This is a genomic window from Caproicibacterium sp. NSD3 (assembly GCF_053613275.1).
Window position 1 is genome coordinate 840,599 of sequence record NZ_CM132119.1, and the last position, 14,695, is coordinate 855,293.

A 14,695-nucleotide genomic window follows, 5' to 3' on the forward strand; every position below is an offset into this window, starting at 1 on the left:
ACATTGACTTTATTTTTTAAGGGCATCGCAAAAACGTGCTTTTGCAAATTGTGCAGGAGACTGCAGAAGATTGAAAAGGGGTAGTTTTATGAAGAAGAGCAAGAAGCTGCTTGCGCTGGCGCTGGCTACAGCAATGGTGGGTGCAAGCATGGTTGGCTGTGGTAGCAGCCGAGCGGGCAGCACCGCCTCCGGAACTACATCCGGAAGCCAAATGGCAGATACCATTACGTTTGCGCAGGGCGCAGATCCTCGTGGATTGGATCCGGCCTATGTTGATGACGGTGAATCTGCTAAGATCATGTGCAATATTTACGAGGGACTTTTAAAGTACAACAAAGATTCCACCGAAGTAGAGCCCTGCCTTGCAAAGAGTTGGGATATCAGTGATGACGGACTTACTTATACCTTCCACCTTCAGGAGGGCGTTAAGTTCCAGGATGGTACCGATTTTAACGCAGATGCTGTTAAGAAGAGCATCGACCGTCAGTTGGAGCCGAACCGCAGTTCCGATATGCCATATGCTTCCTTTGTTTATGGAGCTGAAGCAGACAATACCGGTGTAAAAGCAGTTAAGGTAGTTGATACCAACACAGTCGAAATTGATCTGCGTTCTGCTAATACCGCATTCCTTAAAAATATGGCAATGTGTATGGCAGCCCCGATCGTCAGCCCCACTGCTCTCGACAAGAACAAAGGCAATTTGAACGAAGCTCCCTGCGGCACCGGCCCTTATACCTTTGTTTCCTGGAATAAAGGTCAGAGTGTTGTTTTAAAGAAGAACGACAATTATTGGGATAAGGATAACGCAGCAAAGACCGAGAACATTGTTTTCCGCTTTATTGCTGAAAATGCTGCTCGTGTAACGGCTCTCGATAATGGCGAAGTTGATGTAATCGACGGAATTGATGATACGGTAGTACCAACTATCCAAGATGCCGGCAACAAGATCTTTAATGAAGACGGCATGACCATCAACTACATGGCATATAACACCAAGAGCGATACCTTCAAAAATGCAGCTGCTCGTAAAGCTGTCAATGAAGCAATTAATGTTCCGGAACTTGTAAAAGCACTTTATGGAGATTATGCCTCTGTTGCAAATTCCGTAATGCCTACCTTTATGGCTCCGTATGATACCGATATTCAGCAGACTCAGTATGATCCGGAAAAAGCAAAGGCGGATCTGGCTGCAGCCGGTGTTAAGAAGATTAAGATGCTTACCTATACGAATCCTCGTCCGTATAACACAAAGGGCGGCCAGCAGCTGGCAGAGACCATTAAGGGATATCTGGATAAGGTCGGCGTTGACTGCGAGATCGATGCTTATGATTGGACTACTTATAAGCAGAAGATCGAGACAGAATCCTATGATGTTGCGTTCTATGGCTGGACCGGTGACAATGGTGACCCGGATAACTTTATGAACCTGCTCGCCGATAAGACCGTTTCTATGAATATTGCTCGTTACGATGATCCTACTTATAGAGCATTGATTCAAAAGGGCATTGCTACAAAAGACGGTGCTGATCGTGACGCAGTTTATAAACAGTGTGAACAAATGGTTGCAGATCAGAATGTCTGGCTTTTGCTTTCACATTCCAAGAACCTGTGTGGCTACAATCCAAAGGTTGAGGGCTTCTACTATCATCAGACCGGTATTACTCCGTTTGCTGGAGTTACCAAAACGAAATAAGTAGAGTCGACTGCATTTTATAAACGCAGTGCTTGCCGGAAGCTGTCGGCAGTGATAGCTTCCGGCAATGCGTTTATATTGGTTACTATTTAGAAAAAGAAGGAAAGGACGTATACAGCTTGTTTAAGTATACTGTAAAACGCATTTTGCAGCTGATTCCGGTCCTTTTGGGTGTTTCCATTATCGTTTTTCTGATTATGCGTGTCTTTTCACCGGATCCAGCAGGTGTTGTGCTTGGACAGCATGCAACTCCGGATGCGATGCAGGCATGGCGCCAGGAAAACGGCTTGAATGACCCCATTTGGCTTCAATACTGGAATTTTCTTATCGATGCGCTTCGTGGAGATTTAGGAACCTCCTATTATACGCATTCTCCTGTAACGCAGGAAATTGCTTCTCGTTTTCCTGCAACGGTTGAGTTGGCAATTTGTGCAATTATTCTTGCTTCTATTTTTGGAATCCTGCTTGGAGTGATTAGCAGTGTTAAGAAAAATTCGCTTGCAGATCACGCCAGTATGATTTTGGCACTGATTGGTGTCTCTATGCCGATCTTTTGGTCCGGCATGCTGATGATTATCCTTTTTTCCGGTACATGGCATCTTTTGCCGAGCAGCGGACGAATCGACCCAATGCTTCAGCCGGTTGGAGGAACAGGTCTCTATCTGATTGATACCTTGTTTTCCGGCGACTTTGAAGCATTTGGCAATGCCTTGCAGCACTTAATTTTGCCGACAGTTGCTTTGAGCCTTTACTCGATGGCGATTATCACTCGTATGACTCGTTCCAGTATGTTGGAAACACTGGACCAAGATTACATACGTACTGCCGAAGCAAAAGGCCTGACAAGAGGACGCGTGGTGCAGCACCATGCGCTGCGCAATGCGATGATCCCGGTTACGACAGTAATTGGGCTGCAGTTTGGCAGCCTTCTTGGCGGCGCTGTTTTGACGGAGACGGTGTTTGCATGGCCTGGTATTGGAAAATATACGGTCGAATGTATTTTAAAATCTGACTTCCCGGTTGTTCAGGGGGTCGTTCTGCTGATAGCAGTGATCTTTGTTTTGCTGAATTTGGTGGTTGATATCATCTATGCATTCTTGGATCCGCGCATCAAGTACGCAAAGAAAGAAGGTTGACCGCGATGAAAAAACGACGAATTTCTGAAGCGGCCGCTTCTACGGAGATTCTTGAAAAGCCCGAATCCTTGTGGCGCAGTATGTGGGATTCTCTGAAAGAGAACCGCGCAGCAATGATCAGCCTTTTTGTAATTGCTGCTTTAGTATTGATTGCGGTAACGACGGCAATTTTCCCTAAAATTTTACCGTATGATCCTTATGATCAGGACCTTTCACAGGCAAAACTATGGCCAAGTGCAGCACATATCTGTGGAACAGACCAAAATGGCCGCGATATTTTTGCACGTATCCTTGTAGGAACCCAGATTAGTCTTTCCGTCGGTTTGGCAGCTGTTACGATCAGCTTAGTAATCGGTGTTGTACTGGGTGCAATCGCCGGTTATCGCGGCGGAAAAATCGATGCGGTTATCATGCGTTTTATGGATATTATGCTGAGTATTCCCTCTATCCTGTTGGCAATCGCATTTATGGCTGCTTTAGGAAAAGGAATTGACAAGGCTGTTATCGCGATCGGACTGGTTTCCATTCCGGAATATGCGCGAATTGTCCGCAGCCAGATTCTTTCCGTAAAAGAAAATGATTATGTGCAGGCGGCCCGTGTAATTGGTGATAAGGATGGACGAATTATTTTCCGTCATATTTTACCGAATGTGACTTCTTCCATTGTTGTCCGTGCAACTTTGGGTATTTCTTCCGCAGTGCTGGATACAGCCGCCTTGGGCTTTTTAGGCTTAGGCGTACAGCCGCCTTTGGCAGAATGGGGCGATATGCTGGGAAGAGCTCGCGGAATGATCTTGCAGTTTCCTTATATGCTGGTCTTTCCAGGTCTTGCGATCACGATTACCGTGCTTGCATTTAACCTGCTTGGGGATGGCCTTAGGGATGCGCTTGATCCGAAATCCAGAAAGAATTGAGGCGTGACAATGCTGCTAGAAGTAAAAAACTTAGTGACGGAATTTCATATGAAACGCGGCACGGTCAAAGCGGTCAATAACATAAGTTATCAGGTGGACCAGGGGGAAATTCTCGCCATCGTTGGAGAATCCGGCTCCGGAAAGAGCGTTTCCTCTCTGTCAATTATGGGATTGATTAGAAGCCCTGGCGAAATTGCTGCCGGTGAAATTATTTATAACGGACAAGATCTTTTGAAGCTTTCTCAAAAAGAGATGCAGAAAATCCGCGGAGACAAAATCAGCATGATTTTTCAGGAGCCGATGACTAGCTTGAATCCGGTGTACCGGGTAGGCGATCAGATTACGGAGAGCATTTTGACGCATATGAAAATTTCCAAAGAAGAGGCTAAAAAACGTGCGATTAAGATGCTGGAGACTGTAGGAATCCCAAGTCCGGCAGACCGTTTTAACGATTATCCCCACCAGATGAGCGGTGGTATGCGCCAGAGAGTGATGATCGCAATGGCACTTTCCTGTGATCCGGAACTGCTGATTGCCGATGAACCGACAACGGCTTTGGATGTAACCATTCAGGCACAGATTCTGGATCTGCTCAAACAGATGCGGGATAAATTCCATATGGCGGTGCTTCTGATTACGCATGACCTCGGTGTGGTTGCCGAAACTGCTGATCGAGTGCTTGTCATGTACTGCGGCCAAGTTGTAGAAGAGGCCGATGTAAAAGAATTGTTTGAAAAACCTCTGCATCCATATACGCTTGGGCTGCTCAAATCGATTCCGAGATTGGAAGACGAGAGCAAAGAGCCGCTTTATATGATCAAAGGAATGGTTCCGAATCCGCTGCATATGCCTTCCGGGTGCCCATTCAGTGATCGCTGTGAACGCTGTATGGAGCGCTGCCGGAAAGAGATGCCGGAGCTTCAGGAAATGAATGGACATAAGGTGCGCTGTTTCCTGTATGATCAGAAAGAGGAGGCGCAAGCATGACAGATGAAGTCTTGATTGATGTACAGCATCTTTCCAAGCGATTTGTTGTTGATACCAATTTCTTTGGGCGTCCTACTTCAGTGCTGAAAGCTGTTGACGATGTTTCTTTTCAGATCCATAAAGGCGAAGCTTTCGGTTTGGTAGGAGAGTCCGGCTGTGGAAAGACGACAATTGGAAAAATGTTGGTAAATCTTTATACGCCTTCCGAAGGAAAGATTTTCTTTGAAGGAAAAGAATTGACGGCAATGAAACCGAGGGAGCGCCGGGAATACTGTAAGGACATTCAACTGATTTTTCAGGATCCGTACGCTTCTCTGAACCCTCGTATGACGGTAGGAGATATTATTGCGGAGCCAATTCATATTAATCATTTGCTTCCGGATAATGAAGTCGAGAACAGAGTAACCTATCTGCTCAACTGTGTCGGATTGGCAAACCATATGCGTAACCGCTACCCGCATGAATTTTCGGGTGGTCAGCGGCAGCGTGTCGGGATTGCCCGTGCCTTGGCAGTTCAGCCGAAATTGATCGTTTGTGATGAACCGGTTTCTGCTCTGGATGTATCGATTCAAGCACAGGTCTTAAATCTTTTGGACGATCTGAAAGATCAGTTTGGGCTGACCTATCTGTTTATAGCTCATGGATTAAATGTTGTGAAACATATCAGTGATCGGGTCGGCGTTATGTATCTTGGAAAATTGATGGAGATAGCGCCAAAGCATGAATTGTATGCAAACCCGCTCAACCCCTATACGAAAGCGCTGCTTTCCGCGATCCCTTCGGTGAATCCGGAAACACGCCGGAAGCGTATTATTTTACAGGGAGATGTTCCGAGTCCGATCGATCCGCCTGCAGGCTGTCGGTTTTGTAGCCGCTGCTTTGAAAAGGTAGACGGGTGTGATTCGGTTACGCCGGAACTTCGAATGGTACAGCCAAATCATTGGGTTGCATGTCATCGCTTTGATGATCAGAATTTGTAAAGCTTGAAAAATCCCCTTTTTCTTCTTTTGCTTTTAAGCCGGTGCTTCTCCCAAAGAGAACACCGGCTTTTTTTGACTTTGTGTTGAAAATCTTTTATAATAAAATAAGCAAAAGCAAAAACTGACGGATTTAAAAAATAAAATTCAAAACAAATGGAATGGAACGACTTTGAATTTTACAAAAGTGAATGAATATAATTTTAAAAAGTCATCGTAAAAGTTTATGCTTGAAAAGTAGAGGAAAAAATTCATGGGAGAAAAGAACTGGACTTATATTCTTCTCTGTGCAGATGGAACCCTTTATACTGGGTGGACAAATGATTTATCAGCTCGTGTAAAAACGCATCAGGACGGAAAAGGAGCCAAATATACGCGGGTTCGTAGACCGGTAAAACTTGTCTATCAGGAATGCTTTTCAAGCCGCCGAGAAGCAATGCAGCGTGAGTGTGAAATTAAGCAAATGCCTCGAAAGAAAAAGCTGGAACTGGTGTGCGATGTGCATGAAAATTCAGAATTTTCAAAAGAAAAATTTTGCTGACCCATTAAAAATTTGTTGTTTATGAAACAAAATAAAGAAAAATTTCAAAAAAGACTTGCTTTTTAAAGAAAGTTGTTACATAATATAAGTATCACGCAGGGACGCGTGCCACAGGGGGCACGTGTCCTTTTCTATTGCGGGAAATAAGTTTTCATGGAATTGAGATGATGAATTTGGATAAGATCGATGTTACTCTGTTGGAATCTTTGCAGGAGGATGCACGAATCCCGGTGAAGTCTCTAACAAAAAAAGTGTTTCTTTCTGCTCCTGCAATTTCGGCAAGAATTGAAAAATTGGAAAAGCAAGGGATCATAAAAGGATATCGAGCGGTTGTTGATCCCATTAAACTAGGCTATCATATCAAAGCCTATATTAATCTGGAAATGAGTCCTTCTCAAAAGCCCGAATTTTATCCTTTTATTAGCGCATGTCCAAATGTGTTGGAGTGCGATTGTGTAACTGGAGATTACTCTATGCTGATTAAGGTGGCGTATCCGAGCACCTCAGAGTTGGATACTTTTATTGGTCAGCTGCAAAAATTTGGTTCCACTTCTACACAGATCGTTTTTTCTACACCGGTGGAGTCTCGTGGCGTTCATCTCACATTAGAAAACGCTGATAAAAGTCGTTCATAGGTTTTCCTCGGCGAAAATCTGCATGTTAAGCAGAGATAAAAGATTCGCCTTTACATACTGTCACTTTCGTGTGACGGGAGCGGTTTATCTTATTTTTGTTGGGAAGATAAGATAAGTGCGGGTGGCAGAAATGCCACAAAAAAGCGTCCATTCTGATTTGGAATGGACGCTTTTTTATATGTTCTTTATTTTAGGAAAATCGGGGAGAGCTTAATTCGGGGCAGATTCGGTCATACCGTTCAATATCTCCAATGGAATGAGGATATTCTTTGGAGTGATCATAGGCGGGGCCAATCTTAGAGCCTTGCAGCAAATCCTGTTCTTCTGTTGCATAGCAGCCTGCATTGTCCGGTTTTAAAATAATCGTTTCATTTTCCTCCTGCCATTTGATCCATTTCATTTTAGAATGTCTATATCCTATCAGATTTTTAATGAAAACGGAATAGCATGGCGGAAATTCAAAAACTTTCAAATATTTTGTATCAGGTGGCTTTTTAAATCAAAAAAGAGCAGCCATTCTTTTAAAAAAAGAAATAAGTCGCTCTTTCAAAAAATCAAGCTTTTCCAAATTCGCTGAGGGCAAGTCCTTTGTTGTGCTCATTTGCCCAGCGAATATTCCATTCACTGGAAAACAAAAGCAGATGGTGCCCTTTGAGATCCTGAATTCTTCTGGTATCACTGGTGAGATCCAGCGTTTTGGGATCCAACTCATCATCGTCAATCCAACGAATATATTCATAAGAAAGATTTTCCATATAAATATCTACATTATATTCGTTTTCCAGACGATACTCTAATACGTCAAACTGCAGAACGCCTACTACGCCGACGATGACTTCTTCCATGCTGCCGTTTAGTTCCTGAAAAACTTGAATGGCACCTTCCTGCGCAATCTGAGAGATTCCTTTTACAAATTGTTTGCGCTTCATGGTGTCTTTAGGAGAAACTCTGGCAAAATGTTCGGGCGCAAAGGTTGGAATTCCACCAAAACGTAATTTTTTAGCGGTCGTGCAGAGTGTATCACCGATTGAAAAGACGCCTGGATCAAAAACGCCGATAATATCGCCGGCATAGGCGTGATCGATCACTTCTCTTTGCTCTGCCATCAGCTGCTGGGGAGCCATCAGCTTCATCTTGCGGTCCCCCTGAACATGATAAACTTCCATACCACGATCGAACTCGCCGGAACAAATCCGCATAAACGCAATACGGTCTCGGTGTGCTTTATTCATGTTTGCCTGAATTTTAAAGACAAAGGCGGAAAAATGATCATCCATAGGATCTACAACGCCAATATCAGCTTCTCGCGGAAGGGGCGTCGTCGTCATCTTTAAAAATTGCTGCAAAAAAGGTTCGACACCGAAATTCGTCAGAGCGGAGCCGAAGAATACTGGGGAAAGTTTCCCGGTTCGGACGTCATCTAGTGAAAATTCTTCACCTGCGCCATCCAGAAGTTCAACATCATCTTGAAGTGTAGAAAGCAAACTTTCACCCAAAAGATCTTTTAACCGGGAATCGTTCAGATCACTAGCTGATTCTGCCACCTGATGTGCGCCGTTTGCGGTTTCTTCCGCAGTAAAAGTTAAAATTTTCCGGCTTGCTCTGTCATAAACGCCTTTAAATTCTTTTCCCGAACCGATCGGCCAGTTGACCGAATAGGTCTTAATCCCAAGCTCCCGTTCGATCTCGTCCAGTAGATCATAAGGGCTGCGGGCGTCCCGATCCATTTTATTGATAAAAGTGAAAATCGGAATATGGCGCAGCGTACAGACCTTAAAGAGCTTTCGGGTTTGCTTTTCAACGCCTTTGCCGGCGTCAATGACCATTACGGCGCTGTCGGCAGCCATCAGCGTACGGTAGGTATCCTCGGAAAAGTCCTGATGCCCCGGCGTATCCAGAATATTAATGCAGTAGTCGTGATATTCGAACTGCATAACAGAAGAGGTCACGGAAATTCCGCGCTGCTTTTCGATTTCCATCCAATCGGATACGGCATGACGCATGTGGCGTTTTCCTTTTACCATGCCTGCCTGCTGAATTGCGCCTCCGTACAGAAGTAATTTTTCTGTCAGCGTCGTTTTACCGGCATCCGGATGCGAAATAATTGCAAAAGTACGTCTCTTTTTAATTTCTGCTTTATAATTGCTCACAGTGTGCCCTCCGAAAAATCAAATACATTTTATTCTACCGCAAAAAAGGGAATTTAGCAAGAAAGTTGTTTAAGCAGAAGCAGTATTTTTTATTAAGTATGCCGAGAAAAAATTTTTTCGATGTTTTAAGCTCAAAATAAGTTTATAAAAGACCTAAAGTGACCAAATGGAAAAAATTATAACGGAAAAAGAAATTGACTTTTTTAGAGAGGCAGAGTACAATAAAATTAAAGAGATAGCATATGCTAACTTTGGAGGGATGATATGAAATTAAACGAATTACCAATTGGAAAAGAAGCGATTATTCAAGAAGTACAGGGGAAAGGAGCTTTACGGCGTCATATGCTGGATATGGGGTTGACTCCTCATACGCAAGTGAAAATTCAGAAGGTAGCCCCCATGGGAGATCCGATTGAATTGACTTTGCGTGGATATGAGTTGACTCTTCGAGTGGACGATGCAAAAAATGTCATCGTACAGGAGGTGGGCAAATGATTTTTGCGTTGGCAGGAAATCAGAACTGTGGTAAAACAACTTTATTTAATCAGCTGACAGGCTCTAACCAGCATGTCGGAAATTTTCCCGGAGTTACAGTGGAAGGAAAAGACGGAATCGTTCGTGGGCACAAAGATACGATTGTAGTGGATCTGCCTGGAATTTACTCGCTTTCTCCTTATACCAGTGAAGAAATTGTAACCCGGGACTTTTTATTGAAACAGCATCCGGATGGAATCATTAATATTGTAGATGCAACCAATATTGAGCGAAATCTTTATTTGACTCTACAGCTTCTGGAATTGCAGATTCCCATGGTTGTATGTCTCAATATGATGGATGAAGTACGTGCAAACGGCGGGACCATTCATATTCAGACACTGAGCAAAGAACTGGGTGTTCCGGTGATCCCAATTGTAGCGAGTAAGAATGAAGGAATTGAGGAGGTCGTCGAGACGGCGCTGGAAGTTGCGCAGAAAAAGCAGTGCCCGACTCGGATCGATTTTTGTTCCGGAGCAGTTCACCGTGCAATTCATGCAGTTGCGCATTTGGTAGAAGATCATGCGCAGAGAATTCATGTGCCGCCGCGCTTTGCTGCTGTTAAGCTGATTGAGGGCGACGATCCGATGATGAACTCCCTGCAGCTTTCGGATAATGAAAAAGATATGGTTGGGCATTCCGTTACCGAGATGGAGCGCGAAGTTCATACAGACCGTGAGGCTGCGCTTGCCGATATGCGATACACTTTTATCGAGAATCTTTGCAAAGACACAGTTGTTAAACCTAATGAAAGCAAAGAACATAAGCGCAGCGTTAAGATCGATGCGGTACTGACAAACAAATATTTGGCAATTCCCATTTTTATCGGAATCATGGCTTTGATTTTTTATCTGACCTTTGGTGTGATCGGGGCTTTTTTAAGCAATGCGCTTAGTAACGGGATTGATGCACTTTCTGGTTCAGTCGGGGATGCATTGATAGCTTATGGGTTAAATCCCGTGATTCGTTCCTTGATTATCAACGGCGTTTTTGCCGGAGTTGGAAGTGTTTTAAGTTTTCTTCCGACGATTGTGGTATTGTTTTTCTTCCTCTCAATTCTGGAAGACAGCGGATATATGGCGCGGGTAGCATTCGTTATGGATAAGCTTTTGAGAAAAATCGGACTTTCAGGCAGAAGCTTTGTACCGATGCTGATCGGTTTTGGGTGTTCGGTTCCTGCCATCATGGCGACCAGAACCCTTTCCAGTGAGCGTGACCGCAAGATGACCATTCTTCTGACCCCGTTTATGAGCTGCAGTGCAAAGCTGCCGATCTATTCTATGTTCACAATGGCGTTTTTCCCAAAGAATGGGGCGCTTGTGATGATTTGTCTTTACATAGGCGGCATCATTATGGGAATTCTCAGCGCGCTTCTTTTTAAGGGGACACTGTTTCATGGAGAACCAGTGCCGTTTGTAATGGAATTGCCAAACTATCGGATGCCCAGTGCAAAGAGTGTCTGCCTTCTGATGTGGGATAAAGCGAAAGACTTTTTGCAGCGTGCATTCACTGTAATTTTTTTGGCAACCATTATTATCTGGTTCCTGCAAAACTTTGATCTGCGCTTAAACGTTGTAGCAGATAGTACACAGAGCCTTCTTGCAATGATCGGAAGATTTATTTCTCCGATATTTGCGCCGATGGGATTTGGCGATTGGCGTGCCGCAACGGCTTTGATTTCCGGATTCGTTGCAAAAGAAGCAGTTGTCAGTACGTTTGCGGTTCTGACCGGGGCTAGCAGTGCGATGCTCCCACAGGCTCTTTCCCAAATCTTTACGCCGCTTTCGGCTGCAGCATTTTTGGTTTTCACACTGCTCTATACGCCTTGTATCGCTGCAATCAATGCGGTTAAGCACGAGATGCATTCCACAACTTCTGCTATTTCAGTGGTGCTTTATCAGTGTGGAGTGGCATGGCTTGTTTCCTTTGTTGTGTACCAAATCGGAAATCTGATTTTTTAAAGGAAGATTTTATGAACCTAATTGATTATTTAGTACTTTTACTGATCTTAATTCTGGTTATTTTGGCGGTGCGCTATTGTCACCGTCACCCGGGATGCAACGGAAATTGTGCGAACTGTCCTCATTGCACAAATGGTTCTTGTGAGGTTAAAATCACAAAAAAGAAGAAGCCATAACAATTAGAGGAATAAAAAAAGAACTCATCCAAAGCCAGAAAGCTAAGGATGAGTTCTTTTCAAATCGGGTGGGAAGAAGGATTTTTCACCCGATTCTTAATAGCTTTTTAGTGCCTTTTGGAGCGTATCGTTGATGATCTTTAGGGTCTTGATTCGGGCGTAATATTTGTCGTTTGATTCGATAATATGCCATGGCGCAAACTGAGTGTTGGTGTATTTCAGCATATCATTGACAGCTTCTTCATATAGCGGCCATTTTTCTCGATTACGCCAGTCTTCCTCTGTGATTTTCCATTGCTTTGAGGGCGTATCTTTCCGTTTTTCAAAGCGGTGCAGCTGCTCATCTTGATCAATTTGCAGCCAGAATTTTAGGATGACGGCGCCCCAATTGTTAAGCTGCTTTTCAAATTCGTTGATTTCCCGATAGGCACGGTGCCAGTCTCCTTCGGAGCAAAAGCCTTCAATGCGCTCTACCAGAACTCTTCCATACCAGGTACGGTCAAAAATAGCGATGTGACCTTCTTTGGGAATCTTTTTCCAAAATCTCCATAAATAATGACGGGAGATTTCCTCTTGATTGGGTGCTGCGATTGGAACTACTTCATATCCGCGGGGATCAAGCGCTGCGGAAACTCTGCGAATATTTCCGCCCTTTCCGGCGGCATCCCAACCTTCATAGGCGATTATGACAGGCATTTTTTTAAGGTAGAGAATATTGTGAAGGCGAGAAAGCTTTTTTTGCTCTGCTTTTAATTCCTCCTGATATTTTTGGAGAGACAGTGTCTTATCCAGAGGAACATCACTTAGCTTTTGAATCTCTAAAATTGGAAAGTTTCCGGGATCGATGACAGCAGAAGGCGCTACCGGATGCTTTTCCTGTTCTGCTTTTTTCTGTAAGGCTTTATGAATCTCATCGTTAACCGTTCGAAGAACTTCCAGCGTACAGAGACGGTGATCCATCCCGGAAATTACATGCCACGGCGCATAGTCGGTATCAGTCGCTTCGAGCATCTCGTCGAAAATCTGATAATATTTATCATATTGGCGGTTTCTGCGCCAGTCTGTTGGAGTGACTCGCCATTCTGTATCTTTGCTGCTGTCCAGCTTTTGGAAGCGCTCCTTTTGCTCTTTTGCGCTAATGTGCAGAAAAAATTTTAAAATGAGGTAACCATTATTGGTAAGGTTTCGTTCAAAAGCATTAATTTCTTCGATTCGCTGTAAATTGGTTCGGTCATCGACCTCATCTTCCAAACGTCCTGTGGAAACTTCCATATACCAGCTGCGGTCGAAAATCATCATTTGCGAAGCTTCTGGAAGCTCCATAAAATGCCGCCGCAGAATTGGATATCGCTTTTCTTCTGCTGTGGCAGGTACGGTGGAAACGACTTGAAACCATCGCGGATCGAAATTCTTGATGAGTTCTCCAATGACACGCCCTTTTCCAGCGGCCCCCCAGCCCTCAAATAGGATAATTACCGGAAGCTTTTCTTTTTTTAAGGGTGATTCTAATGAAAAAAGAGCCTCTTTAATTGGTGTGATTTGTTTTTTATAAGATTCTTTTTCAATTTGTTGCTTCAAATTTACATTTTCCAGCATTTTTATCTCACCTTCTGGTAATCATTTTGGCTTTAGTATACACGTTTTTTATAAAAACACAATAAAATATGAGAAAAGTTTACAAAGCTTTTCAGAAAAAGAATTCGTCTTTTCTTCGAAAAAGAACTGTGATATAATAAAACGGATATTATGGAATGGAGGCGGAACATGTGGTGATCCTGGGAATCGATCCTGGCTATGCAATTGTTGGCTACGGTGTTCTGCGGGCCGAGAGAGGACACTATATTCCGTTGGAACATGGAGCGATCACCACCAAAGTTGGCACTCCATTTGGACGCCGCCTACAGATTATCTATCATTCTTTGATGATCATTTTGGAAAAATGGCATCCCGAGGCGGTCGCGCTAGAGAAACTTTATTTTCAAAACAACAAGACAACTGCAATCGGAGTTGCGCAGGCGCGCGGTGTGATTTTACTTGCCTGCGAAGAAATGAAAGTGCCGGTTTACGAATATACACCTATGCAGATTAAAATGGCAGTTACTGGATTTGGAGGCGCAAAAAAGCCGCAGGTCATGGAGATGACAAGGCGCCTCTTATGTTTAAAAGAAGTGCCGAAGCCCGATGATACGGCCGATGCACTTGCAATGGCGATCACCCATGGACAAGCGGCAGGCAGCGCACTGAAGAGACAAATGCTGAAGTCGTTTCGATCCTAAATATAAAGTCAAATAAGATTGTGGAGGAAGTTTCGTGTTTTACAGTTTAAAGGGAACTTTGATTCATATAGAGCCGGGGATGGCCGTAATTGAATGCGGAGGAGTCGGCTTTGAATGTCGCACCACCCGAAATACAGAGTCTGTTTTGCCCAAAATCGGGGAAAAAGCAACGCTCTATACTCATTTAAATGTTCGCGAAGATGCACTGACCCTTTTTGGCTTTGCTACGCAGGCAGAGCTCAGCTGCTTTCGCATGCTTACAACGATCACCGGAGTAGGTCCAAAAGCGGGACTTGCAATTCTTTCGGTGCTGACACCACAGCAGGTCGCAATGGCTGCTGCAACGGGAGACAGTAAGGCATTTACAAGAGCAAGCGGCGTTGGACCAAAACTTGGGCAGAGAATCGTTTTGGAATTAAAGGATAAAGTGAAGGACTTGGCGGCAAAAGATGAAAAATTTGTGCCGAATATGGGAATTCCAAGTGCTGCCGGAAACGCTGAAGCGGCGGTCAACGCGCTGACCGTTCTTGGGTATACGCCCAGTGAAGCTGCTTCTGTAGTCGGAAAATTTGACAGTCAGCTTCCGGTAGAGGAATTGATTCGCCTTTCCCTCAAGTCGATGGGATCAAATCTAAAATAATGAAAAGATAAAAAGACTAAGAAAAAGAAAGGAGGGCAGTTCTGTGGAATATCAGGAAGATGATTTTGATTTGGA

General features: G+C 44.0%; 14 protein-coding genes. 11 read left to right on the forward strand and 3 right to left on the reverse strand.

Going from position 1 to position 14,695, the window contains the following annotated elements; translation table 11 throughout:
- The first annotated feature begins 88 nt into the window (after nt 1-88).
- From ACVS9P_RS04110 to ACVS9P_RS04140, 7 genes are all read left to right on the forward strand, one after another.
- Nucleotides 89-1,693 (forward strand): ABC transporter substrate-binding protein, encoded by a 1,605-nt coding sequence (locus ACVS9P_RS04110; protein ID WP_452104368.1) that lies wholly within the window; start codon nt 89-91, stop codon nt 1,691-1,693.
- A gap of 119 nt (nt 1,694-1,812) precedes the next feature.
- Nucleotides 1,813-2,829 (forward strand): ABC transporter permease, encoded by a 1,017-nt coding sequence (locus tag ACVS9P_RS04115; protein WP_452104369.1) that lies wholly within the window; start codon nt 1,813-1,815, stop codon nt 2,827-2,829.
- Nucleotides 2,830-2,834: 5 nt separating this feature from the next.
- Nucleotides 2,835-3,743 carry an ABC transporter permease gene (locus ACVS9P_RS04120; protein WP_452104370.1) on the forward strand — a complete coding sequence of 303 codons (909 nt, stop codon included), beginning with the start codon at nt 2,835-2,837 and terminating at the stop codon, nt 3,741-3,743.
- Nucleotides 3,744-3,752: 9 nt separating this feature from the next.
- The gene (locus ACVS9P_RS04125; protein WP_452104371.1) at nt 3,753-4,730 is read left to right on the forward strand and encodes an ABC transporter ATP-binding protein; all 978 of its coding nucleotides are present in this window, start codon (nt 3,753-3,755) and stop codon (nt 4,728-4,730) included.
- Entirely contained in the window at nt 4,727-5,710 is a 984-nt protein-coding gene (locus tag ACVS9P_RS04130) for an ABC transporter ATP-binding protein (RefSeq protein WP_452104372.1), read from the forward strand. Before ACVS9P_RS04125 ends, ACVS9P_RS04130 begins: the two co-directional genes overlap by 4 nt.
- 250 nt (nt 5,711-5,960) lie before the next feature.
- The gene (locus ACVS9P_RS04135) at nt 5,961-6,248 is read left to right on the forward strand and encodes a GIY-YIG nuclease family protein (RefSeq protein ID WP_452104373.1); all 288 of its coding nucleotides are present in this window, start codon (nt 5,961-5,963) and stop codon (nt 6,246-6,248) included.
- Between the two features lie 173 nt (nt 6,249-6,421).
- The gene (locus tag ACVS9P_RS04140; protein ID WP_452104374.1) at nt 6,422-6,883 is read left to right on the forward strand and encodes an Lrp/AsnC family transcriptional regulator; all 462 of its coding nucleotides are present in this window, start codon (nt 6,422-6,424) and stop codon (nt 6,881-6,883) included.
- Between the two features lie 190 nt (nt 6,884-7,073).
- Here ACVS9P_RS04140 and ACVS9P_RS04145 read toward each other — a convergent pair whose 3' ends face one another.
- Both ACVS9P_RS04145 and ACVS9P_RS04150 read right to left on the reverse strand, forming a co-directional pair.
- Nucleotides 7,074-7,283 (reverse strand): hypothetical protein, encoded by a 210-nt coding sequence (locus ACVS9P_RS04145; RefSeq protein WP_452104375.1) that lies wholly within the window; start codon nt 7,281-7,283, stop codon nt 7,074-7,076.
- Nucleotides 7,284-7,437: 154 nt separating this feature from the next.
- Entirely contained in the window at nt 7,438-9,033 is a 1,596-nt protein-coding gene (locus tag ACVS9P_RS04150) for a peptide chain release factor 3 (protein WP_452104376.1), read from the reverse strand.
- Nucleotides 9,034-9,297: 264 nt separating this feature from the next.
- On the opposite strand from ACVS9P_RS04150, the gene ACVS9P_RS04155 reads away from it, so the two are divergent.
- Entirely contained in the window at nt 9,298-9,528 is a 231-nt protein-coding gene (locus tag ACVS9P_RS04155) for a FeoA family protein (RefSeq protein ID WP_180341070.1), read from the forward strand.
- Nucleotides 9,525-11,528, forward strand: coding sequence for a ferrous iron transport protein B (feoB, locus tag ACVS9P_RS04160; RefSeq protein WP_452104377.1), 2,004 nt, complete (start codon nt 9,525-9,527; stop codon nt 11,526-11,528). Before ACVS9P_RS04155 ends, feoB begins: the two co-directional genes overlap by 4 nt.
- A 272-nt stretch (nt 11,529-11,800) precedes the next feature.
- Here the strand turns inward: feoB and pap are convergent, their stop codons facing one another.
- The gene (gene pap / locus ACVS9P_RS04165; protein WP_452104378.1) at nt 11,801-13,300 is read right to left on the reverse strand and encodes a polyphosphate:AMP phosphotransferase; all 1,500 of its coding nucleotides are present in this window, start codon (nt 13,298-13,300) and stop codon (nt 11,801-11,803) included.
- 170 nt (nt 13,301-13,470) lie between these two features.
- On the opposite strand from pap, the gene ruvC reads away from it, so the two are divergent.
- Nucleotides 13,471-13,980 (forward strand): crossover junction endodeoxyribonuclease RuvC, encoded by a 510-nt coding sequence (gene ruvC, locus ACVS9P_RS04170; protein WP_452104665.1) that lies wholly within the window; start codon nt 13,471-13,473, stop codon nt 13,978-13,980.
- 34 nt (nt 13,981-14,014) lie between these two features.
- Entirely contained in the window at nt 14,015-14,620 is a 606-nt protein-coding gene (gene ruvA, locus ACVS9P_RS04175) for a Holliday junction branch migration protein RuvA (protein ID WP_452104379.1), read from the forward strand.
- The last annotated feature ends 75 nt before the right edge of the window (nt 14,621-14,695 follow it).

Coding starts and splice junctions, on each gene's coding strand:
- ACVS9P_RS04110 (WP_452104368.1), top strand. CDS start 89: ATGAAGAAGAGCAAGAAGCTGCTTGCGCTGGCGCTGGCTACAGCAATG.
- ACVS9P_RS04120 (WP_452104370.1), top strand. CDS start 2,835: ATGAAAAAACGACGAATTTCTGAAGCGGCCGCTTCTACGGAGATTCTT.
- ACVS9P_RS04125 (WP_452104371.1), top strand. CDS start 3,753: ATGCTGCTAGAAGTAAAAAACTTAGTGACGGAATTTCATATGAAACGC.
- ACVS9P_RS04130 (WP_452104372.1), top strand. CDS start 4,727: ATGACAGATGAAGTCTTGATTGATGTACAGCATCTTTCCAAGCGATTT.
- ACVS9P_RS04135 (WP_452104373.1), top strand. CDS start 5,961: ATGGGAGAAAAGAACTGGACTTATATTCTTCTCTGTGCAGATGGAACC.
- ACVS9P_RS04145 (WP_452104375.1), bottom strand. CDS start 7,283: ATGAAATGGATCAAATGGCAGGAGGAAAATGAAACGATTATTTTAAAA.
- ACVS9P_RS04155 (WP_180341070.1), top strand. CDS start 9,298: ATGAAATTAAACGAATTACCAATTGGAAAAGAAGCGATTATTCAAGAA.
- feoB (WP_452104377.1), top strand. CDS start 9,525: ATGATTTTTGCGTTGGCAGGAAATCAGAACTGTGGTAAAACAACTTTA.
- pap (WP_452104378.1), bottom strand. CDS start 13,300: ATGCTGGAAAATGTAAATTTGAAGCAACAAATTGAAAAAGAATCTTAT.